We start from the raw sequence: 21,117 nt of genomic DNA on the forward strand, positions 1-21,117 counted from the left end.
GCCGACATGAGCATCACCACTGGGCAGTGGGCAACTGGATGGTCCGGTCATCCCTACGTCAGCGGTGACGGTCATGCGTTCGACGTGCGGTCAAGCAGGGGACCGACCAGCGATCAGCCCTCCGAGACGCGCCACAGCGGATTGACCGGGCCGTGGCCCGCACCGAGCGGATAGGCCGACTGCAGGCCACGGGTCACCCACCGCTTGGCGAAGCCCACAGCGTCGGGTACGGAATACCCATGGGCCAGCGCGCAGGTCGTCGCCGCGGCCAGTGTGTCGCCTGCTCCGTGGTCGTGGCCGGTGTCGATCCTCCGATGATCGAACTGGCGGAAATCGTGGCCGTCGAACAGCAGATCCGGGCTGTGATCCGACGACCGCAGATGACCGCCCTTCACCAGCGCCCAGCGCGCGCCGAGATCGTGCAGGGCATGTGCCGCGGACCGTTGCGACGCCGCGTCGACCACATCGATCCCGGTGATGAGCCGGACCTCGTCCAGGTTCGGCGTCACCACCGTCGCGAGCGGGATCAGACGCGACCGCAACGTGTCCAGCGACTCGGTGGCCAGCAGCGGATCACCGTGCATCGACGCACACACGGGGTCGACGACGAGCGGCACGTCGGCGTCGCGACCGATGCCGAGCTCGCTGCATGCCTCGGCGACGGCCTCGATGATGGGGCCCGACGCCAGCATCCCGGTCTTGGCTGCGGCGACACCGATGTCGGGTACAACGCTGTGCATCTGGGCGGCGACCGTCTCCGGGGCGATCTCCTGAAAACCCTGCACACCCAACGAGTTCTGCACGGTCACCGCGGTGACCGCGACACAGCCGTGCAGACCCAGCAGGGCGAACGTCCGCAGATCGGCCTGGATGCCGGCGCCGCCGCCGGAGTCCGATCCGGCGATGGTCAGGACGCGCGTCGGCGTGATCCCCGGTGCGGCCGTGGGCAATCGGAGATCGTCCGGTCCGGGATCGGTCATGGTGTTCCGGCCGCCTCGAGCGGCAGATAGACGCGGCCGCCGGCCTCGGTGAACTCGGCCGACTTGGCGGCCATCTCCTCGGCGATCTTACGGTCGATGTCCTCGGCGGTCACCAGGTTGTTCTCCTCGGCGTAGGCGCGGACGTCTGCCGAGATGCGCATCGAGCAGAATTTCGGCCCGCACATCGAACAGAAATGTGCGGTCTTGGCGGGTTCGGCCGGAAGCGTCTCGTCGTGGTACTCGCGAGCCGTGTCGGGGTCCAGGGCCAGGTTGAACTGGTCGGTCCAGCGGAACTCGAAGCGCGCCTTGCTCAATGCGTCGTCACGTTCCTGCGCGCGCGGATGTCCCTTGGCGAGGTCGGCCGAGTGCGCGGCGATCTTGTAGGTGATGACGCCGACCTTCACGTCGTCGCGGTTGGGCAGGCCCAGATGCTCTTTCGGAGTCACGTAGCACAGCATGGCGGTGCCTGCCTGGGCGATCATCGCGGCACCGATCGCCGAGGTGATGTGGTCGTAGGCGGGAGCGATGTCGGTGGCCAGAGGGCCGAGGGTGTAGAACGGTGCCTCCTCGCACAGTTCCTCCTCGAGGCGTACGTTCTCCGCGATCTTGTGCATCGGGACGTGGCCCGGTCCCTCGATCATCACCTGCACGCCATGCGATTTCGCTTTCGTCGTCAACTCGCCCAGGGTGCGCAGCTCGGCGAACTGGGCCTCGTCGTTGGCGTCGGCGATCGAGCCCGGGCGCAGGCCGTCGCCGAGGGAGAAGGTGATGTCGTAGCGGGCGAAGATCTCGCACAGGTCGTCGAAATGTGTGTAGAGGAACGACTCCTCGTGATGGGCCAGACACCATGCGGCCATGATCGATCCGCCGCGCGACACGATGCCGGTGACCCGGCGCGCGGTCAGCGGCACGTACCGCAGCAGGACGCCGGCGTGCACGGTCATGTAGTCGACGCCCTGCTCCGCCTGTTCGATCACGGTGTCGCGGTAGATCTCCCAGGTCAGCTTCGTCGGATCGCCGTTGACCTTCTCGAGCGCCTGATAGATCGGCACCGTGCCGACCGGCACCGGCGAGTTGCGCAGGATCCACTCGCGGGTCATGTGGATGTCCTTGCCGGTGGACAGATCCATGATCGTGTCGGCACCCCACCGGGTGGCCCACACCATCTTCTCCACCTCCTCGGCGATGGAGCTCGTCACCGCCGAGTTGCCGATGTTGGCGTTGACCTTCACCGCGAACCGCTTGCCGATGATCATCGGTTCGCATTCGGGGTGGCGATGATTGGCGGGGATCACCGCCCGGCCCGAGGCGACCTCGGCGAGGACGAGGTCGACGTCGACGTCCTCGCGGGCCGCGATGAACCGCATCTCGTCGGTGACGATTCCCGCACGTGCCCATGCCAGCTGTGTGGCGGCGCCGTCGACCGGGTCGGGCCGGTGCCACGAGTCGCGGGTGGGCGCCAGACCTCGTTCGACGTCGACAGTCGCGCTCGCATCGGTGTAGGGGCCCGAGGTGTCGTAGACGTCGAGGTGCTCACCGTTGGTCAGCGAGATCCGTCGCTGCGGCACGCGCAGGTGGTCGATCTCGCGGTAGTGCTTCGCGCTGCCCTCGATCGGGCCCGTCGTGAGGATCGACGCAGCGAGATCGACAACGGTGGGTGTGGACGCAGATGTGGATACAGATGTTCCCATGAGGGCTCCCTACGCCGGCATTATCCGGACAGGTTCAGGCGGTCGGCGACCGCCTGTCGCCATCTCAGCCCCCGGTCATCGTGGGAGCCCCCGCGTTGTGTATTTGTCGGGCCCGGAGGCTGTTACCGGACCAGTGAACACCCTAGCGCGTCGTCGGCCTCGAGACCTTGTTCGCCGTGCGAAAAATATGCGTCGGTTTCGCGTGACCTACGGCAACGTAGGGTAGCCTGTGACCCGGATCACAAGAGGTCCTCGTCGTCGTCGGGAAGGGGAGTCCGGGCAGCGGCGGTCAGTGCAGCGTGTCCGCAGGAGGGGATCGTGCAGAGGAAGAATCGACGGCGGCCACCGCAGTCTGCGCAGGCGATCCTGCAGCAGATAGCCCAGGTGGTCCACAACACCGACCGGGAACGCTTCGAGTTGTGGGTCGCCGGCGACCTCGTCGGAGTGCTCGGTTACAGCACCGAGGTCGTCGAGGGTCGCCCGACCGTCACGATCCTGCACACCGTGCTGTACGACGAGTACACGGGTCACGGACTCGGAACCCGGTTGATGGTGGGTGCGATCGGCTATGTGCGGGAGCAGGGGGCGCGGCTGCGCCCGGTGTGCTCGTTCACCAAGTCGTACCTCGACGCGCATCCCGGGATCGTGGCGCTCGCACCGGCGTGATCGTCCGTCCGAGGGACGCGGCGTGAAGTTAGCGTAGGCTAAGCTGGCGATCGTTGCTGCACTCGAGGGGAAGGTCCGTCCGGACATGGTCGAGACGAAATCCAAGTCGCGCGGATGGCAGGGAGCCGTCCTCAAACTGCTCGGAGCCGATGACTACGAGTTGACGGTCACGAGCAACGAACAGGTCACCGACGAGTACATCCGGCTGGGATTCACCGGCGGCGGTTTGCTCGCCGACCGCCCGGTCCACCCCACGATGTGGGTGCGCATCTGGTTCGAGAACAAGCACGGCAAGATGCATCAGCGCGGCTACACACTGGTCGACCCGGTCCGGGCGACGGATTCGTTCTCCATCGAGTTCGCCATCCACGACGGTGCCGCCGCCCGATGGGCCCTCGCGGCCGAGCCCGGGGACACCATCGGAGCCACGTTCATGGGATCGAAGTTCGCGATCCCCGAGCCGGCACCCGCGGGGTGGCTCATCGCCGGCGATCCGGCCGCCCTCCCGGCGATCAACTCGCTGCTCGACGCCATCTCGGCGTCGGCCAATCCGTCGGCTCCGGCGACGGTGTGGTTCGAGTACACCCACGAGTCGGACAAGACGCTCCCGCTCCGCCTTCGGGACCAGGACACCATCAACTGGATTCACCGGGGAAGCGACGGCGATGCGATCGTCGACGCCGTCAAGGACGCCGCTTTCGACGCCACCGGCCACTTCGGATGGGTGGCCCTCGACATGAAGGCGACCCGCGCGGTGTCGGCGTCGTTCAAGAACGACTACAAACTCGGCAAGACGGCCGTGAAGGCCCAGGCGTATTGGCGCGCCAACGGCCCCGAGTCCTGAGGCGATCCGGTCGGTCCCGTACGGCTTGGCCCACGCGCAGATCGAACCCACGTTCGCTGACCGTGCCCAGAATCTCGCTGATCGTGCCCACTTTTTCGTCGATCGTGTTCTGACGCGCCGACGTGCCCGCTCGGTCGGCGCGTCAGGTCTGGCGCTGGGCACAGTCGGCGAAAAGCTGGGCACGATCGGCGGAATCCGGGACACGGTCGGGCGAAGACCGGCTGCTCGCAAATCGCACTCGGATAGGTCTGCCCGTCGCGCAGTTGCAGGCGCAGGGCTTGTTCGCGGCGGTGCCGGTGGAGAAGGTGTCGGCGCTCGACGGCCAGGTCGCGGTCGTCGCGCCGATCGATATGCCGTTGTCGCAGTTGCAGAACGACAACCTCATCAACTCGCTGCCGGTCACCCGGGACGGTCGGGCCATCGAACTCGCCGAGACCGACCCGATCATGCAGGCGATGTCGGCGGGTACGCCCGAGTCGTTGCGGTTCGCTCTCCAACGGCTCACCCCGATGCTCGCCACTGCGGCGGCGAAGGTGCAGTGAATCCGAGTGGAGATCGTCTGATCGGAGGATTGGCCTGATGACGCAGCTAGGTTAGCCTGTCCTTCATCGTGGGGCTCGGGGGCTGTACTCCCGGAGAGGGGATACGGCACAGTGGCGGAGTTCGACTACGACGCGAACGACGACGGTCGCGCGTCAGCCTCGGGTGTGAGCATCGCGACGATCCTGGCGTCGGCAGGAGTCGCGGCCATCGTGTCTGCGCTCATCGTCAGCATCGGCGTGGTGGGGATTCTGGTCGCCGACCAACGAGCAGGCGAAGCTTCCGGCGCGCAGACCCCGACGGTTGTCAACCTCGGAGCCGCCGGGCCGGCAACTCCTGCCGGTGCGGCCCCGAACGTTGTCGTGCCGGGGAATGCCGCTCCTGCGCAGGATGCCCCTCCCGCAGGCCAGGCGCCCGCGGGCGAGCAGGTTCCGGAAAGTGACGGCGGAGCCGGCGCTGGTACCTCTGCGGCCCCGCCTGCCGAAGCGCCGCAGGGCGGGGCTGCTCCCGTACCGCCGACGGCAGGCCCGGCTCAGCCCGCTCCCGCGGCATCCTCTCCCGCCGCGCTGACGCCCGGTCAGCTCAACACGAAGATCAAGCTGATCATGAACACCGGAGCTGCGCGAGCCGCCCGCGCGAACGAACTGCAGAGTGGCGAACGAGGACTCAGGTCCATCGACCAGGTTGCGCAGATGCTGCGGGTGAGCGGCGCCGGGTTCACGTATCAGATGATCGGCCCGGTACGGCTGAACGGAACCAGTCTCAGCGCGACCCTGCAGATGTCACTGGTCGGCAATGGATCGCGGTATCGCCAGCTCACCTGGGTGTGGAGCGGGAACAAGTGGAAGCTTTCCGATCGGAGCGTCTGCGATGTCGCCGCGTATGCATTGATCCCGTGCTCGGTGTGAATCGGCATCCGGACATGAGGTGGAGTGAGGTGACCGGATCCGTTCGCAGATCGCTCACGGCGTTGCTCCTCGTGGCGGCCGTCGTGCTCACGGGTGTAGCGTGCTCGTCGACAGACGAGCAGTTCACCGCTCCGGTGCAGATCAACCTCCCCGACGGCCGACAGGTGACCGTCGACGGCACACCGAAGCGGATCGTGACGCTCGGCGGTCAATGGACTGATGTCGCGCTCTCGTTCGGGGTCGTCCCCGTCGGCTACTACGACTCGCTGAAGCAGCAGACGGGCAGCGCGCCGCCGTGGTTCGGGGACCGACTGGCGGACTCGACTCCGATCGAGCTCGAAGGGGATGTCGTCGGCGCCGTTGCCGCACTCGAACCCGACCTGATCCTGGCTCCCGGATTCGCGTCGATGTCGGGCAGCTTCGAGAATCTGTCCAAGCTCGCGCCGACCATCGACAAGATCAGCGGCCAGCAGGTCGATCCGTGGGAGGACATGGTCACCCTGATGGGCACCATCCTGCATCAGCCGGACAAGGCCACGGAGATCATCGCCGGGGTGACGGCGAAAGTCCACGAGATCACCACCGAGTTCCCCGGACTGCGTGGCAAGACCTACTCGTTCGCCTATCTGTATGGATCGGACCAGATCTCGGTTCTCGGCGATGCATCGGACGGTGCTGCGAAGCTCTTCACATCGTTGGGCCTGACCATGGCGCCGCAATTGATCCGACAGTCGTCGCGGGCGGGACAGCCCCGCTTTCAGGTCAGTACCGAGAACATCCCGATGCTCAGCTCCGATCTGTTGGTGATGGCAGCGCAGACACCCGCTCTGCAGGAGCGCATGGAGGCTCTGCCCGGGTACCGGAATCTCCGCTCGGTGAGAACCGGTGCTGTGGCGATGATGTCGACCGTACAGATCAACGGAGTGAATGAGCCGTCACCCAACTCGATTCCGTACGCCTTCGAGCAGATGAGGCCCGCACTGGCAGCGGCCAGCCAATCCTGACCGCGATGCGCGGCGTCGTAGGACACGATCGGTGAAGAACTGGACCCGGTCGGCGCGATTCTGGACCCGATCGACGAGAAACTGGGCACGATCGGCGTGAAAGGGGCGTCAGCCCAACGACTCCCGCAGCGCCGCCTTGTCGATCTTGCCGACGGCGGTGACGGGTAGTCCGGGAACCACCACGAGCGAGTCGGGCAGTTTGAACGACGCCAACCCTCGGTCGGTGAGGAAGGCGCGTACCTGCGGCAGCGCGAGTTCCTCGTCGCGCGGATGCTCGTGCGACAACACCACCGCTGCGCAGATCCGTTCTCCCAGTGAGTCATCCGGTAGTCCGATCACGGCGGCCGCGCGGATCGACGGATGCGCCAGGAGATTCTCCTCGACGTCGTCGGCGGCGACGTTCTCGCCGGCACGCACGATGGTGTCCTTGATGCGCCCGGTGACGGCCAGATGCCCCGACGGCAGCCGGCGGACGCGGTCACCGGACCGGTAGAAGCCGTCCGGGGTGAACGATCGCGCGTTGTGGTCGTCGGCGCGGTAATACCCGCGGATCGTGTACGGGCCGCGGACGAGTAGCTCGCCGTCGACGCCATCGGGGACGTCGTCGCCGTCCTCGTCGACGACACGGACCTCGTCGTACTCCGACATCGGTGCCCCCTGTACCCGGTGGACCAGATCGCGCGGGTCGTCGAGGCGGGTGTAGCAGATCAGGCCCTCGGCCATGCCGAACACCTGCTGCACGACGTCCCCGAGCGCGGCATCGAGGGCGACCGCATCGGGTTCGGCGAGTTTGGCGCCACCGACCTGCAGCAGCCGCAGCGATGAGATGTCGGCGGGTTCCCATTCGGTTGCGGCGCACCATACCTGGGCGAGGGCGGGTACAAGCGCGGTGGCGGTGATCCGATGCTGCTCGATGAGGTCGAAGGTGTTGTCGGGGCTGGGGTCATCGGTCACGATCGTGTGCCCGCTGGCCCACATGATGCCGAGCATGCCCGGGCAGCACAGGGGAAAGTTGTGGGCACCGGGCAGCGCGACGAGGTAGGTGTCGTCGGCGGTGAACCCGGCGATCTCGGCCGACCGTCGTGCGTTGAAGGCGTAGTCGTTGTGGGTACGCGCGATGAGTTTCGGCAGGCCGGTCGTGCCACCCGAGATGAGGAACAGCGCCGGCGTGTCCGGGTCGGTGTCGGTGGCGGCAGGGAGTCCGGTCTCCGCCGGATCCGCGTCGGGCAGCGGCTGATGTGTCCCGGGGTCACCGGCGACGAAGACGCTGCGCACCTCCGCAATCCGCGACTGCAACTCGGCGGCCAACTCACGATGGTCGTAACCGCGCCGACCGTCCTCGGTGACGTAGGCGACGGCGCCCGACCCTGCGGCCAGATGCGCGATCTCGGCGATGCGGTGGGCGGGCAGCGTCATCACCGGGACGATCCCGGCTCGTAACAGGCCGAAGAAGGTGATCACGAACTCCGCGGAATTGTGTTGCTGCAGGATCACCCGGCTGCCCGGGACGAGACCGGCGGCGACGAAACCGGCCGCCCGACGTCTCACCCGATCGTGCAGTTCGGCGAACGTGAGGGTCGTCGGCCCGTCGATGGACGCGTCGGTCAGCCCCGGAGCGTCGGGTCGTCGCGTCGCGGCCCGCTCGAGAAGGTGCCACAGCGGGGCCTCGGCGAAGATGCCGGCGTCCCGGTACCTCGCGGCGGCGTCGGCCGGATGTGGGCGGAAGCCCTCGGCGAGGTCGTCGACGACGTCACTCATGGATGTATTCAAACACATGGGCCGTTAGGGCAACCTAAGTCACAACAGGTGTTCTGTGCTACTCCGCGCCGGTAGATTAGCCTGGCCTAAGGCATTCCTGCCCGAGGTGTTGTCCTCTGGTCGAACCACAAGGAGGTCCGGGTCATGTCGTTGACCGTCGACTCGACCCCCACCGGGGATCGCCACAGATCCGGTGACATCACCGGTCATCCGGCGCAGATCTGCGCGGCGTGGGCGGACTCAGGCGGGGTCGCCGAGTACGTCGTCTACGAACGTGCTGGTCGATGGGTGTTTGCTGCAGGTGTCGCGGCACGCATCGTGCTCACCGCCCAGACGGTGGAGGTCACCGACGCCGACGGCACGCGAACCACGCGCCCGTGGAGCGGAGACCCGTCCGACGCTCTCGCCGATGCGCTGGCCGCACTGTCCTCACCGGAGTGGCGGGTGTACGGCTGGGTCGGTTTCGACTACTGCGCGCCGCATCACGACCTCGCCGATCGCGTCGCCGACGACACGATCCTCGCCCACCTGATCATCCCCGAGTTCGAGGCGACCGTGGACGCCGACGGCATCGACACCGGAACCGCGGGCCCGGACGTCGCGCAGCGACTGCAGGACCTGGCGTCGTCGACCACCCCGGACACGGAACCCTCGCCGATCGAGATCCGGACCGATCCGGACGACTATCGCGGTCGGGTCGCGCGGGCCGTCGGCGAGATCGCCGCGGGGCGCTACCAGAAGGTCATCATGTCCCGCCGCGTCGACATCCCGTTCGCCGTCGACCTGCCCGCCACCTATGCACGTGGACGTCTCGAGAACAATCCCGCACGGTCCTACCTCCTGAGGCTCGGCGGGCTGTCGGCGGCCGGGTTCAGTCCCGAGCTCGTCGTCGCCGTCGACATCGACGGCACCGTCGTGACCGAGCCACTGGCCGGCACACGCGCACTCGGACGGTCGGCGGAACTCGACGCCGCGGCGGCCGTCGAGCTGCTCAGCGACGCCAAGGAGATCGCCGAGCACGCGATGTCGGTGCGGGCGTGCTTCGACGAGATCGAGTCGGTCTCGTTGCCGGGCACGACCGCGGTGAGTGAGTTCATGGTGATCCGGGAGCGTGGCAGCGTCCAGCACCTGGCGTCGACGGTGCGCGGTGAACTGCGGCCTGACGCGGGCCCGTGGCAGGCGCTGACCGTCCTCTTTCCGTCGATCACCGCGTCCGGCATTCCGAAGGCGGCCGCGCTCGACGCCATCTACCGTCTGGAACCGGACCGCCGCGGGCTGTACTCCGGGGCCGTGGTGACCGCCACCTCTGCGGGCGAACTCGAGGCCACCCTGGCGCTCCGCACGATCTTCGACTCCGACGACGGGGCGTGGCTGCGCGCCGGTGCGGGGGTCGTCGGGCAGTCCGACCCCGACCGCGAGTTCGAGGAGACCTGCGAGAAGCTGGCCAGCGTGGCGCCCCACGTGATGCGCCGGCGCGGGTCGTGACCGCCGACCGCATCCCCGCCCGCCATCCCGACAGAGCATCAGAGACCACAGCGTCAGAGACCACAGCGTCAGAGACCACAGCGTCAGAGACCAGAGACAGAGAGGAGTCCGCATCGATGAACGCCGAACACGAGGTCCGGCAGGCCATCGCATCGGCCCTCGGTGTCGACGCCGACGAGATCGGTGAGGACGCCGACCTCATCGAACTCGGCCTCGACTCGATCCGCATGATGAAGATCGCCGGCGGCTGGCGCAAGCGCGGTCATCGGCTCAACTTCGCTCAGCTGGCCGCCTCGCCGACAGTGGACGCGTGGGCGACGATGCTCGCGGCGACCGCGCCGGCCGTTGCCTCGCCGAGCGACCCGCGTGAGTCCGACGCCGGTGAGTCCGCCACTCCCGAGTCCGCCACTCCCGAGTCCGCAGCCCCAGAGTCCGCAGCCCCAGAGCACGACACCCCGGCACCCGTCGACGCCTCGACACACACCACACCCGCCGCCGACGACCCGTTCCCGCTGGCCCCGATGCAGCACGCCTACTGGATCGGCCGGACCGACGCCGCCGACCTCGGGAACGTTGCCGCGCACCTCTACGTCGAGTTCGACGGCGCGGGACTCGAACCCGACCGTCTCCATGCGGCGGTGACCGCGCTCGTCGCCCGGCACCCGATGCTGCGGGCGCGGTTCCTGCCCGACGGCACCCAGCAGATCCTCGCGCGCCCGGCACGCGACCCGTTCTCGGTCCAGGATCTGCGTGACCGGACCGCCGACGACGCAGACCGTGCTCTCGACGCCACCCGCGATCGCACCAGCCATCAGAAGATGGATGTCGCGTCGGGGCAGGTCATCGACATCACGCTGAGCCTGCTGCCGGCGGGGCGACACCGGCTCCACGTCGACGTCGACATGCTGGTCGCCGATGCGATGAGCTACCGCATGCTGCTGGCCGATCTCGTCGCCCTCTACGACGGCGACGAGCTCGACCGTCTCGACGTCACCTATCGCGACTACCTGCAGCGGCGTGCCGAGGACCCGGACCCGGCTCACGACCGCGATCGCGACTGGTGGGCCGGGCGTCTTGACGACCTGCCCGCCGGCCCTGCGCTGCCGACGCGACCGGACCTGCGCGCCGACGACGCGAACCGCGTTGTCCGGCACCATTACTGGCTCGACGCCGACGCCAAGGAGGAGCTGCTGGCGGCGGCCCACGAGCGTGGCGTCACCCCGGCCATCGCGCTGGCGGCAGTGTTCGCCTCGACACTCGGAGCGTGGTCGGCCGACGACCGCTTCCTGCTCAACGTGCCCCTCTTCCATCGGGAGCCCGTGCATCCCGACATCGACCGGGTGTCCGGCGACTTCAGCTCGTCGATCCTCATCGACGTCGACACCCGGCATGCCGACTCGGTGCTCGGCCTGACCCGGTCGATGCAGAAGACGATGCACGAGAACGGCTCCCACTCCGCGTACGGCGCACTCGAGGTGCTCCGCGACCTCGGACGTGCCCGCGGGGAGCAGGTGCTCGCCCCGGTCGTCTACACCAGCGCACTCGGATTGGGAGAGCTGTTCTCCGAGAATGTGCTCGAGCGACTCGGCGATCCGTCCTGGATCGTCTCGCAGGGGCCGCAGGTGATGCTCGACGCCCAGGTGACCGAGGTCCGCGGCGGGCTGCTCCTGAACTGGGATGTGCGCGAGGCGGTGTTCCCGGACGGAGTGGTGGACGCGATGTTCGCCCACTACGTCGCGGCCATCGAGCGCCTGCGCACCGGCGACGCCGGATGGATGGCGACCTCCGCACCGTCGCTGCCGGCGGATCAGCACGCGGTACGACAGCGGGTCAACGACACCGCCGGGCCCACCAGTGAACGCGTGTTGCACCAGGAGTTCTTCTCCCGCGCCATCTCCGAACCCGAACGCACAGCACTGATCTGGCGCGACGGCGAGCTGACCTACGGCGAACTCGCGCGCCGCGCGCTGACCGTCGCGGGGGCGCTCCGGTCGGCCGGTGTCCTGCCCGGGGATGCGGTCGCCGTCTCGCTGCCCAAGGGACCGGATCAGGTCGTGGCGACCCTCGGCGTCGTGGCGACCGGTGCCATCTGGGTGCCCATCGCGCACGATCATCCACCGCGACGGCGGGCCATGATCCTCGACACCGGCGATATCCGGGTCGTCCTGGGCGAGGGGCGTGCCCTCGACGAGCTGCCGGACGGCGTCGCCGGACTCGACCTCGCGAGCGCGCTCGACCACCGCACCTCGTTCACCGAAGCCGTGCTGCCGCCGCGCGAGTCGATCGCCTACATCCTCTTCACATCCGGCTCGACCGGGACCCCGAAGGGAGTCGAGGTCTCCCACCGGGCGGCCATGAACACCATCGACGACATCAACGACCGGTTCGGCGTCGGCCCTGCCGACCGGACACTCACCGTCGCGGCGCTGGAGTTCGACATCTCGGTCTACGACATCTTCGGCATCTTCAGTGCCGGCGGTGCGGTGATCGCGGTGGCCGCCGACGACGCTCGCGATCCCTCCGCCTGGCTCGACCTGCTGGCCCGGCACGGTGCATCGGTGCTCACCTGCGTCCCGAGCGCCCTCGACATGCTGCTGACCGTCGCCGAGTCCGCGCACGCGACCGGCGATGGGGCCCGCCTGGACTCACTGCGCGCGGTGCTGCTCGGTGGCGACTGGGTGGGCGTCGACCTGCCGCGCCGGCTGCATGCGCTCGCGCCCGCCGCCCGGTTCGCCGGCCTCGGCGGAGCCACCGAGTTCGCCATCCACGGCACCGTGTGCGAGGTCGTCGATCCGCCCGCCCACTGGACGTCCGTCCCGTTCGGCACCCCGCTGCGCAACGTCGAATGCCGCGTGGTGGATTCGTCGGATCGGGACCGGCCCGACTGGGTGACCGGGGAGTTGTGGGTGGGAGGAGCCGGCGTAGCACACGGCTACCGCAACGACCCCGATCGCACGGCCGAACGCTTCGTCGAACGGGAGGGGCGTCGCTGGTACCGCACCGGTGACCTGGCGCGCTACTGGCCGGACGGCACCATCGAGTTCCTCGGCCGCGCCGACCACCAGGTCAAGGTGCGCGGCTTCCGCGTCGAACTCGGCGAGGTCGAGGGCGCACTGCGTGCGGTGGGCGGGGTCCGTCACGCCGTGGCGACCCTGACCGGCACACCCGGCGGCCCGCGCGCACTCGCCGCGGTCGTCGCCACCGGTGAATCAGCCACGGGCCGGCAGGCCGCCCCGACGGCGGACCGCCTTCTCGACGACCTCCGAGACCTGTTGCCCGGATACATGATCCCCTCCCGGCTCGAGGTCGTCGACCATCTCCCGCTGACCTCCAACGGCAAGCTCGATCGCACGGAGATCGCCCGGATGGTGGCCGCCTCCGGCTCGGACGACCACCCCGGAAGTCGGCGGGTCGAGCCCGACGGCGACCTCGAACGGGCGCTGCTGTCCATCGTCGCGGACGTGCTGCGCGCCGACGAGAGACACCTCGGCGTGACCGACGACTTCTTCGCGGTCGGTGGGGATTCCGTGCTCGCCACCACCGTGGTCGCCCGCGTGCGCGAATGGCTCGACGCGCCGCAGGTCGGTGTCGTCGACATCTTCGCCGCGCGAACCGTGCGCGATCTCGCCCGCCGGATCGACGCCGCCGACGAGCGGCCGGGACGGCTCGACCAGGTGGCCGCACTCTATCTGGAGGTCGCGGCCATGGACGACGAGCAACTGTCGGAGTCACTCGGATGACCGCACCGCCGACCGGCACCCTCCTGATCATCGGCGCCGGCCCGAAAGCCCTTGCGGTGGCGGCCAAGGCGAAGGTGTGCCGCGACCTCGGGATGCCGGCGCCGCACGTGAGGGTGATCGAGGCCCACGCCGTCGGTGCCAACTGGCAGTCGATCGGCGGATGGACCGATGGCCGCCACCGGCTCGGGACCAGCCCGGAGAAGGACATCGGTTTCCCGTACCGCTCGGCGTTCGCGGGACGGGGAGGCAAGGACGCGGCCGGCGGTGACCTCAACGCCGAGATCTCCCGCCGCATGCTGGACTACAGCTGGATGTCCTTCCTCGTCGAGCACCAGACCTATGCCGAATGGATCGACCGCGGCCGACCCAATCCGCACCATCACGTGTGGGCGCGCTATCTGCAGTGGGTGGCGACCCGCATCGATCTCGACGTCGTGAACGGCACGGTCCGTGCGGTGTCCACGGACGACGAGACCTGGAGTCTCGACGTCGTCGCCACCGACGGCACGAGCAGCGAGATCGTCGGAGACGCACTGATGATCACCGGGCCGGGCGCCAGCGAGACGGCGTTGCTCGACGACGAACGCGTGCTGTCCATCGCGTCCTTCTGGGATCGTGTGTCCCGCCGTGACCTCCCGGTCGCCTCGCGTGCGGCGGTGATCGGTGGTGGAGAGACCGCCGGTTCAGCGCTCGACGAACTCGCCCGCCACGAGGTCATGACGGTGTCGGTCATCTCGCCGGGCGCCACCATCTACACGCGCGGCGAGAGTTACTTCGAGAACGCCATGTTCAGCGATCCGACCGGCTGGGCCAACATCTCCCCGGACGAACGCCGCGAGGTGATCCGTCGCACCGACCGCGGCGTGTTCTCCGTCCGGGTGCAGGAGAACCTGCTGGGTGACAATCGAATTCACCACCTGCAGGGTCGCGTGGTGGCCGCGCGCCGGGCCGGTGAGATGATCGCGGTCACCTTGCACAATCCGGGGCGGCCCTCCGCGACACACACATTCGACCTGGTCGTCGACGCGACCGGTGGCCAGCCGCTGTGGTTCCTGGACCTGTTCACCGACGACGCCGCGGATCTCCTCGAACTCACCCTCGGCTGGCCGCCGACACTCGAACGCGTCGAATCGGTGATCGGACACGATCTCGCGGTCACCGGGTTGACGCCGACGTTGTTCCTGCCCAACCTCGCCGGTTTCGCGCAGGGTCCGGGGTTCCCGAACCTCAGCTGTCTCGGCGAGCTGTCGAACCGCATCTTGCGGATCTCGACCCGTCGGCGCCGCGACAGCCGAGCGACGAACTCCGTCGGAGAGGCCGGCTGATGCGCCGCTCAGAGTCCGTGCGGGACATCCTCGGCGGTACGCCCCAGGATGTGCAGCGCGATCCGACGGTCCGGGCGGACATCGAACTCACCCACGTCGGTCCACCCACGCTTGAGCAGCGCCCGGCGCATCCGTGCATTGCGCGCATCCGGCTCGAGAACCACACGGCGACATCGTGGTTCGGCATCGAACACCGCGGTGGCGAGATCGGCCATGAATCCCGACATCACGCCTTTGCCGGTCATCGCAGGGTCCGCGGTCGCGACGTGCAGGCCCATGTCGTGCGGGTCCACCGGATAGAGTCGGGCGATCTCGTCGCGCGCCGGGCGGTACAGCTCGATGTAGGCGACGTCGGTGCCGTCGAGGGACACGATGAGCGGACGCGAGTAGTCGCCGGACAGTCGGTGCGCCGCGTCGGCACGCCACCGCTCCTCCGGCCACTCCTGCTCCCAGGTCTGCGCCAGATGTGGCCGGGCGAACCACGACACCAGCATCGCGGGGTCTCGGTCCGGGTCGACCGCACGCACCGCGAAGCGTCCGACCGCAGCCGGCACCACCGGTGGTCCCGCCGCCGCGACTTCGGCTGGGACGTCGGTGATCTCACGACCGATCTCGTACTGATCGCTCGACGCTGTGTCGGCGGAATCCATGCCGGAGCACTCCGTTCGGTCTCAATGATGGGTTCGGTCTCGATGATGGCCTCACGCCAGGCTAACCCATGCCCCGGTCACCCCAGCCCACTCCCGGAGACGACGACATGACGCAGAAGCAGGACAGCCCGACCCGACCCGCACTCGGTGCGCTCCGACAGTTCCACCAGCCGCTACGCCCGGACCTTCCTCCGCTGCTCGTCTTCCCGCATGCCGGCAGCGGTGCCTCGGCCTACCGCGCGCTCTCGGAGGTGTTCAGCAGACAGTTCACCGTGCTGATCATGCAGTATCCGGGGCGTCAGGACCGGATGCGTGAGACTGCGGCCGGCGACCTGGGCGACCTCGCCGACGAGGCCGTGCGTCACTACGTGAGCCGACCGGACGCCACGACCGCACCGCTCACGGTGTTCGGCCACAGCCTCGGCGCGCTCGTCGGCTTCGAGTTCGTCCGGCGGGCCGAGGACCGGTCGGTGCCCCTCACCGGGCTCGTCGTCTCCGCCGCGACCGCACCGAGCCGGGTGGCCGATCTACCGCCGCATCCGACCGACGACGAGGGCCTGATGGCTCACCTCTCGGTTCTCGACGGAACCGGCACCGGTGTGATGGGCAGCGAGGCGGTGATGCGGATGGCGCTGCCGGTGTTGCGCGCCGACTACCAGGCGTTCGACGGCTACCGCTGCGCGCCGGACGTCCGCATCGCCACGCCCATCACGGTCATCGGCGGCGCCGACGACCCGGTCATCAAACCGCACGATCTGCACACCTGGTCGGCACACGCCGAGGACGTCACGGTGAGCGTGTTCGACGGCGGACACTTCTACCTGCACGAGAGCGGACCGGAGATCCTCGAGGTGCTCACCGAGGCGCGCGATGCCGGGCGCACGGATCAGGTGCACCGATGACTCCCGGTGTCGAGTCCGTGGTGATCGCCGGGATGGCCGTGGAGGCGCCCGGCGGCATCGAGACGCCCGAGGACTACTTCGCCGCCCTCGCCGACGGCGTGGAACTGATCGAATCCTTTCCCCGCGACCGTGATTGGCCGGTCGACCAGGTGCTCGCGCTCGGTGGGCTCGAGGGCTGGGGATCGGTGCCGGACGCGGGCGGATTCCTGCGTGGTGCCGCCGAGTTCGACCCCTTGTTCTTCGGGATCAGTCCGCGAGAGGCGGTCGCGATGGACCCTCAGCAGCGGGTCGCGATGCGGGTGGCCTGGCGCGCCCTGGAGAACGCGGGCATCAATCCCGCGTCCCTCGGCGACGAGGAGGTCGGCGTGTACATGGGGGCATCGATCGCCGAGTACGGTCCGCGCGCGGCCGCCGTCAACGAGTACTCCGGGCATCGGATCGCCGGTACCGCCCTGGGGGCCGTCGCCGGACGGATCTCGCACTCCCTGGGCCTGATCGGGCCGTCGATGACCGTGGACACCGCATGCGCATCATCGCTGACCGCACTGCATCTCGCCGCGGCCGCCATCCGGTCCGGCGACTGCGAATGGGCGCTGGCCGGTGGGGTCTGCGTCATGGGATCGCCGGCCGCATTCGTCGAGTTCGCCAAGAACAACGGACTCGCCACCGACGGGCACCTGCGGTCCTACAGTGCGTCGGCGACGGGCACCCTCTGGGGTGAGGGCGCGGGCGTGGTCGTCGTCGAACCCGAGGGTCGGGCCCGGCGACTCGGCCACCGCATCCTCGGAACCGTTCTCGCCAGCCGCGTCAACCACAACGGGCGGGGGGCACCGATTGTCGTGCCGAGCGCGGCGGCCCAGCAGCGACTCGTGGAACGCACCATCGCCGCCGCCGGGATCTGCCCGGCGGATGTCGATGTCGTCGAGGGACACGGGACCGGCACCCCGCTCGGCGACCCGATGGAGCTCGAGGCGCTGCAGAACACCTACGGGGCGTCGCGGCCCGCCGACGACCCGGTTCTGCTCGGATCGGTGAAATCCAATGCGGGACATGCCCAGGCGGCCGCCGGGATCATGGGCCTGATCAAGGTTCTGCTCTGCGGGGCCAACGGGGTCACGGTACCCAGCCTGTTCGCCGACGACCCGACCGACCGACTCGACTGGGGCCGTGGCGCACTGCGCCTGTCCACCGAGCGTCGCGCGTGGGCCCCGCGAGGTGGGCACCGGTACGCGGCGGTGTCGAGTTTCGGTGTGTCGGGGACCAACGCCCACGCCATCATCGGCATGCCCGTCGACGCCGGCGCAACAGTCGGTGACAGTGCAGCACTCGATGCAGCACTCAATGACAGCGCAGGGAGCGAGGTCGCCCATGTCTGACCACGCCGGCACCATCCCCGACGCCGCCGCTTCGACGTCCGGGCCCCGTCTTCCCGACGGACGTGTCCCGATCCTGATCTCCTCGGACACCGCCGAACTCGTCGTCGAAGAAGCGGCCGCGATCAGGGACTGGGTGCGCGCGCACCCTGAGGTCGACCCGGCCCGCGTCGGTGCGCATCTCCTGCGGACCCGACCGGCCCGCCGCCACCGCGCGCTTGTCACCGCCGTCGACCACGCCCAGCTCGCCGACGCGCTCGACGCCCTCGCCGCGGGGCGCGTGCACCCCGACGTCGTGCGGGGAGCCGGCGCGGCCACACCCCGCCGGATCGCCTACACCTACCCGGGCCAGGGCAGTCAGCGTCCCGGGATGGGGGCCTCGTATTACCGGTTGTCCGAACACTATCGACGCGAGGTCGACGCGTGCCACGTGCAGTCGATGCGGCTGTTCGGCGCGTCCCCCCGCGACTACGTGCTGGGCGAACTCGATGCCGATGATCCGTCCGCGACCGACGTCCGGACCGTTCAGCCGGCACTGTTCATGCAGATGGCGGGTCTCACCGCGATGTGGGATGCGGCGGGCGCCACCCCCGCACTGACCGTGGGACATTCGCAGGGCGAGATCGCGGCCGCCTATCGCAGCGGCGCGATGACCCTGTCCGACGCGCTGACCATCGTCACCATCCGTGCGCGTCTCGTCCACGAGTTGTCGCCGCGCGGGCACACGATGGCCGTCGTCGGGATCGACGTCGACGAGTGCGAGGACATGCTCGCGCGGAACTCGGGATGGGCGCAGCTGTCCGTGGTCAACTCGGCCCACATCCTGTGCATCTCGGGCAAGCGCGAGGCCGTCCTCGGCATGGTGGACACGCTGAGTGCGCAGGGCACGTTCGCCAAGGAGATCCGCGTCGAGTACCCGGCGCACACCAGCATCGTCAGCGAATACCAACCGGCGTTCCTCGACGCGCTGGGCACCTACCTGGAGAACGAGTCGATGCTCGCGGGGACGATGCCGTGCATCGGTGCCACCCTGGGCGGTGCTGTCGACGAGACGATGTCGTTGGGCGACTACTGGTTCTGGAATCTGCGCAACCGGGTCCGCTTCGACAAGGCGATGGCCGACGCCGTCGTCAGCCATCGCGCGGACTTCTTCATCGAGATGTCCGAACATCCGACGCTCCTGCTGGCCATGGGGGAGACCCTCTCCGACGTCGACGAGGCCGGCCTCGCCGCGCGCCCGGTGATCGGCACGTCCCGACGCGATGCCGCCGGGCTCGAGGAGTTCACCCGCAACGTCGCCGCCGTGGCGGTCGCCGACAGCGGATTCCGCTGGGACGCACTACTACCCGCCGACACCGCGGTCGGCATACCCGAAGCGCCACTGAGAGGGTTCCCCAACACCGTCATGCGTCGGGTCCATCTGTGGGCCGATCGTGAGGCGGGCCGCGACGACGAGGTCAACGCCCCGGGCTGGGCGGCACGACAGGCCGGGAACGCGGTGCATCGGCTGGTCGAGACGTGGCGACCGTGCAAGCGTCGGAGTCTGTTGCCGCCGAGGCGGATCGCGGTCCTCGACCCGACCGGACAGTGCGCCGACCTGGCGCGCGAGATCGAGGCGGCAGCGCAGCATCAGGGTACCTCGGCGGTCGTCGTCGGCGCGGGTGATCAGCCCGTGGAGGCCGACGCCGCGGTCCTGCTGATGGGGCCCTCGGGAACGAAACCCGATGGTGCGCAGGAGCATCTGGCCGACATCCTCGTCGACGGACGATGGCGTGGCGGACTCGATCCGATCCCCGCGCAGTTCTGGTGGGTGACCGTCGGTGGTGAGCGGGTCGTCGGCGCGGACCCGACGCCGGACCTCGTGCATGCCGCGCTCACCTCGGCGCTGCGCTGCGCGGCCGCCGACCATCCGTCCGTGCGGTTCCGGCATCTCGACCTGGATCCCGCGTCCGAGGGCGATCCCGGCGCCGACGTGGTCACCGCTGTGCACGTCGCCGACGAGCCCGAGCTCGCGGTGCGCGACGGTGCGCTGTACGTCAAGCGGCTCGAGCAGGCCGACTCCGGCGAGGCGGCCGGTGGCGACGTCGGCGGCGATATCGGTCGGGAGGCGGCACCGGATCTGACCCATGTCCTCATCACCGGCGGCACCGGCAAACTCGGACTCGAGTTCGCCGACCACCTGGCCGCGTCGGGCGCCGGACGGATCACCCTGGTCAGCCGCTCCGGCGGCACCGCCGACGTCACCCGCCGCATCGAGGCGCTGCGCCGACGGCACGACACCGTCGTCGAGGTGGCGCGCTGCGACATCGGCGACGAGGGCGCACTCGCCGGCCTCGCCGCTGCGCTGCCCGAGCCGGTGACCCTCGTACTGCATGCCGCCGTCAACTACGTCGCGGCACCCGCCGGTGACATCACCCGCGCCGACCTCGACGACGCGGTGCGGGCCAAAGTGACCGGTCTGCGGTCGGTGCTCGCGGCGATCCCGACCGCCGACGACGTCCGCGTGCTGCTCTGTTCGTCGCTGGCGGCGACGCTGGGCGGGCGCGACCAGGCGCTCTACGCGCTCGGCAACCGGATGCTCGACGTCATCGCGGCCGAACTCCGGGCCGACGGAACCCGGGCGGCCTCCATCCAGTGGGGCCTCTGGCGGGTGCAGGGGCCACTCGACGACGCCGGTGTCGCGCGGGTGCAGGGCGCCGGGGTCGTGCCGATGACACCGTCGTCGGCGCTGACGGTGGGGTTGAGCGATCTGTCGGCGGACAGCATCGTGGTGTCGGCGGACTTCGCCGAGCTGCGCGACGTGCTCGCCCTGCTCGGTTCCCAGCGCCTGCTCGCCGACATCCCGGACGACCCTCACCCCGCAGTCGTCACGGCCGCCCCGGCGCCGCCCGCGGAGGTCACGGCGACGTTGTACGCAGATGCCGGGCCGGCCAGTTCCGTGTCCACCGCGGCGGGGGCAGGAGATGCCGCGGGTTCGGCCTCGCCCCGACCGACGACATCCGTCGCAGATCTGCTGCGATCCGAGCTCGCGCTGACGATGGGTCTCGACCCGGCCCAGGTCGATCTCGACCCGGACCTTCCGCTCGTCGCACTCGGACTCGACTCCCTGCAGACGCTGGACTTGCGCAAACGCGTCAAGACCGTCCTCGACCAGGACCTTCCGATCGAGGCGATCCTCGGTGGCGCGACGTTGCGCGAGGTCGTCGAGATGATGGGGTGACGGCCACACCATCCGATCAAGTAAGGTCACA

Annotated in this window: 15 protein-coding genes and 1 riboswitch; of the genes, 11 read left to right on the forward strand and 4 right to left on the reverse strand. The window is 69.1% G+C overall.

The window, feature by feature from the left end; all coding sequences use genetic code 11:
- Positions 1-113: 113 nt before the first annotated feature.
- A complete protein-coding gene (thiD, locus tag QSJ19_RS13860) occupies positions 114-980 on the reverse strand; it encodes a bifunctional hydroxymethylpyrimidine kinase/phosphomethylpyrimidine kinase (RefSeq protein WP_286321190.1) in 867 nt (288 codons plus the stop codon).
- On the reverse strand, positions 977-2,671 hold the full coding sequence (gene thiC / locus QSJ19_RS13865; RefSeq protein ID WP_286321191.1) for a phosphomethylpyrimidine synthase ThiC: 1,695 nt from the start codon (positions 2,669-2,671) through the stop codon (positions 977-979). Before thiC ends, thiD begins: the two co-directional genes overlap by 4 nt.
- Positions 2,661-2,775: riboswitch (TPP riboswitch) on the reverse strand. It overlaps the preceding gene by 11 nt.
- A gap of 214 nt (positions 2,776-2,989) precedes the next feature.
- Between thiC and QSJ19_RS13870 the strand changes: the two genes are divergently transcribed.
- The 5 genes from QSJ19_RS13870 (at position 2,990) to QSJ19_RS13890 (ending at position 6,633) form a co-directional block, all read left to right on the forward strand.
- Positions 2,990-3,337: a GNAT family N-acetyltransferase gene (locus QSJ19_RS13870; protein WP_286321193.1), complete on the forward strand. Its 348-nt coding sequence runs from the start codon at positions 2,990-2,992 to the stop codon at positions 3,335-3,337.
- A gap of 85 nt (positions 3,338-3,422) precedes the next feature.
- The gene (locus QSJ19_RS13875; protein ID WP_286321194.1) at positions 3,423-4,181 is read left to right on the forward strand and encodes a siderophore-interacting protein; all 759 of its coding nucleotides are present in this window, start codon (positions 3,423-3,425) and stop codon (positions 4,179-4,181) included.
- Between the two features lie 122 nt (positions 4,182-4,303).
- On the forward strand, positions 4,304-4,723 hold the full coding sequence (locus QSJ19_RS13880; protein ID WP_286321196.1) for a hypothetical protein: 420 nt from the start codon (positions 4,304-4,306) through the stop codon (positions 4,721-4,723).
- A 111-nt stretch (positions 4,724-4,834) separates the two neighbouring features.
- Positions 4,835-5,629 (forward strand): MTB12 C-terminal domain-containing protein, encoded by a 795-nt coding sequence (locus QSJ19_RS13885; RefSeq protein ID WP_286321198.1) that lies wholly within the window; start codon positions 4,835-4,837, stop codon positions 5,627-5,629.
- Between the two features lie 29 nt (positions 5,630-5,658).
- Positions 5,659-6,633 carry an ABC transporter substrate-binding protein gene (locus tag QSJ19_RS13890; RefSeq protein WP_286321201.1) on the forward strand — a complete coding sequence of 325 codons (975 nt, stop codon included), beginning with the start codon at positions 5,659-5,661 and terminating at the stop codon, positions 6,631-6,633.
- 108 nt (positions 6,634-6,741) lie between these two features.
- On the opposite strand, the gene QSJ19_RS13895 is transcribed toward QSJ19_RS13890, so the two are convergent.
- Positions 6,742-8,391, reverse strand: coding sequence for a (2,3-dihydroxybenzoyl)adenylate synthase (locus tag QSJ19_RS13895; protein WP_286321203.1), 1,650 nt, complete (start codon positions 8,389-8,391; stop codon positions 6,742-6,744).
- Positions 8,392-8,535: 144 nt separating this feature from the next.
- Between QSJ19_RS13895 and QSJ19_RS13900 the strand changes: the two genes are divergently transcribed.
- From QSJ19_RS13900 to QSJ19_RS13910, 3 genes are all read left to right on the forward strand, one after another.
- Positions 8,536-9,876, forward strand: coding sequence for a salicylate synthase (locus QSJ19_RS13900; protein WP_286321205.1), 1,341 nt, complete (start codon positions 8,536-8,538; stop codon positions 9,874-9,876).
- A gap of 116 nt (positions 9,877-9,992) precedes the next feature.
- Positions 9,993-13,616 carry a non-ribosomal peptide synthetase gene (locus QSJ19_RS13905; RefSeq protein ID WP_286321207.1) on the forward strand — a complete coding sequence of 1,208 codons (3,624 nt, stop codon included), beginning with the start codon at positions 9,993-9,995 and terminating at the stop codon, positions 13,614-13,616.
- Entirely contained in the window at positions 13,613-14,941 is a 1,329-nt protein-coding gene (locus QSJ19_RS13910) for a SidA/IucD/PvdA family monooxygenase (protein ID WP_286321209.1), read from the forward strand. The genes QSJ19_RS13905 and QSJ19_RS13910 overlap by 4 nt, the downstream gene beginning before the upstream one ends.
- An 8-nt stretch (positions 14,942-14,949) precedes the next feature.
- Here the strand turns inward: QSJ19_RS13910 and QSJ19_RS13915 are convergent, their stop codons facing one another.
- Positions 14,950-15,591 carry a GNAT family N-acetyltransferase gene (locus QSJ19_RS13915; RefSeq protein ID WP_286321210.1) on the reverse strand — a complete coding sequence of 214 codons (642 nt, stop codon included), beginning with the start codon at positions 15,589-15,591 and terminating at the stop codon, positions 14,950-14,952.
- A 68-nt stretch (positions 15,592-15,659) separates the two neighbouring features.
- Here QSJ19_RS13915 and QSJ19_RS13920 point away from each other — a divergent pair, with 68 nt between their 5' ends.
- Genes QSJ19_RS13920 through nbtC form a run of 3 tightly spaced genes read left to right on the forward strand, consistent with a single transcriptional unit; the run spans position 15,660 to position 21,086 of the window.
- A complete protein-coding gene (locus QSJ19_RS13920; protein WP_286321212.1) occupies positions 15,660-16,493 on the forward strand; it encodes a thioesterase II family protein in 834 nt (277 codons plus the stop codon).
- Entirely contained in the window at positions 16,490-17,869 is a 1,380-nt protein-coding gene (locus tag QSJ19_RS13925; protein WP_286321213.1) for a beta-ketoacyl [acyl carrier protein] synthase domain-containing protein, read from the forward strand. Before QSJ19_RS13920 ends, QSJ19_RS13925 begins: the two co-directional genes overlap by 4 nt.
- On the forward strand, positions 17,862-21,086 hold the full coding sequence (gene nbtC, locus QSJ19_RS13930) for a nocobactin polyketide synthase NbtC (RefSeq protein ID WP_286321215.1): 3,225 nt from the start codon (positions 17,862-17,864) through the stop codon (positions 21,084-21,086). Before QSJ19_RS13925 ends, nbtC begins: the two co-directional genes overlap by 8 nt.
- Positions 21,087-21,117: the final 31 nt, after the last annotated feature.

Source organism: Gordonia sp. ABSL11-1 (assembly GCF_030315685.1).
GTDB lineage: Bacteria > Actinomycetota > Actinomycetes > Mycobacteriales > Mycobacteriaceae > Gordonia.

Bases quoted from the DNA above. Each gene is read 5' to 3' on its own strand.
- thiD (WP_286321190.1), bottom strand. From the start codon at position 980: ATGACCGATCCCGGACCGGACGATCTCCGATTGCCCACGGCCGCACCG.
- thiC (WP_286321191.1), bottom strand. From the start codon at position 2,671: ATGGGAACATCTGTATCCACATCTGCGTCCACACCCACCGTTGTCGAT.
- QSJ19_RS13875 (WP_286321194.1), top strand. From the start codon at position 3,423: ATGGTCGAGACGAAATCCAAGTCGCGCGGATGGCAGGGAGCCGTCCTC.
- QSJ19_RS13895 (WP_286321203.1), bottom strand. From the start codon at position 8,391: ATGAGTGACGTCGTCGACGACCTCGCCGAGGGCTTCCGCCCACATCCG.
- QSJ19_RS13900 (WP_286321205.1), top strand. From the start codon at position 8,536: ATGTCGTTGACCGTCGACTCGACCCCCACCGGGGATCGCCACAGATCC.
- QSJ19_RS13905 (WP_286321207.1), top strand. From the start codon at position 9,993: ATGAACGCCGAACACGAGGTCCGGCAGGCCATCGCATCGGCCCTCGGT.
- QSJ19_RS13910 (WP_286321209.1), top strand. From the start codon at position 13,613: ATGACCGCACCGCCGACCGGCACCCTCCTGATCATCGGCGCCGGCCCG.
- QSJ19_RS13915 (WP_286321210.1), bottom strand. From the start codon at position 15,591: ATGGATTCCGCCGACACAGCGTCGAGCGATCAGTACGAGATCGGTCGT.
- QSJ19_RS13920 (WP_286321212.1), top strand. From the start codon at position 15,660: ATGCCCCGGTCACCCCAGCCCACTCCCGGAGACGACGACATGACGCAG.
- QSJ19_RS13925 (WP_286321213.1), top strand. From the start codon at position 16,490: ATGACTCCCGGTGTCGAGTCCGTGGTGATCGCCGGGATGGCCGTGGAG.
- nbtC (WP_286321215.1), top strand. From the start codon at position 17,862: ATGTCTGACCACGCCGGCACCATCCCCGACGCCGCCGCTTCGACGTCC.